General features: G+C 73.1%; 1 protein-coding gene. It reads right to left on the bottom strand.

What is annotated here, in order from left to right:
* Positions 1-113 precede the first annotated feature (113 nt).
* Positions 114-350, bottom strand: a 237-nt coding sequence (locus tag OR16_RS38795) for a MipA/OmpV family protein (RefSeq protein WP_006164930.1), incomplete at its 5' end; no start/stop codon positions are given.

Genomic DNA, 350 nt, shown 5'->3' with positions numbered 1-350 from the left:
GTCGGGAGTCGGCGGTCGTGGCGTGGTACGTCGCCGGCCGCCGCGACCGGCCGCGGCCGGACGCGGCGGTACCGGGCCGGCCGCCCTGAAGGCCGGCGCTTGCCGGACGCTACCTAGCGGAAGCGGTAGGTCACCGCACCCATGGTGGTCCACTGCTGGCGCCGCTCGGTGATCGGGCTGCTGGCCGCATCGCCCTGCAGCCGGGCGAAGGTCACGGAGGCCAGCGCGGACCAGTTGCGCGAGATCTCGTAGGTGACGATGCCATTCGCGTGCCACTCGCGCAGGCCCGCGCCCACGGCATGCGTCTGCAGGCCGGAACGCGCGCTCTGCTCTGCCGTGACGCCAAAAAA

The organism is Cupriavidus basilensis OR16, from assembly GCF_000243095.1.
GTDB classification, from domain to species: domain Bacteria; phylum Pseudomonadota; class Gammaproteobacteria; order Burkholderiales; family Burkholderiaceae; genus Cupriavidus; species Cupriavidus basilensis_D.
This window is presented reverse-complemented; position numbering and strand designations above follow the sequence as displayed.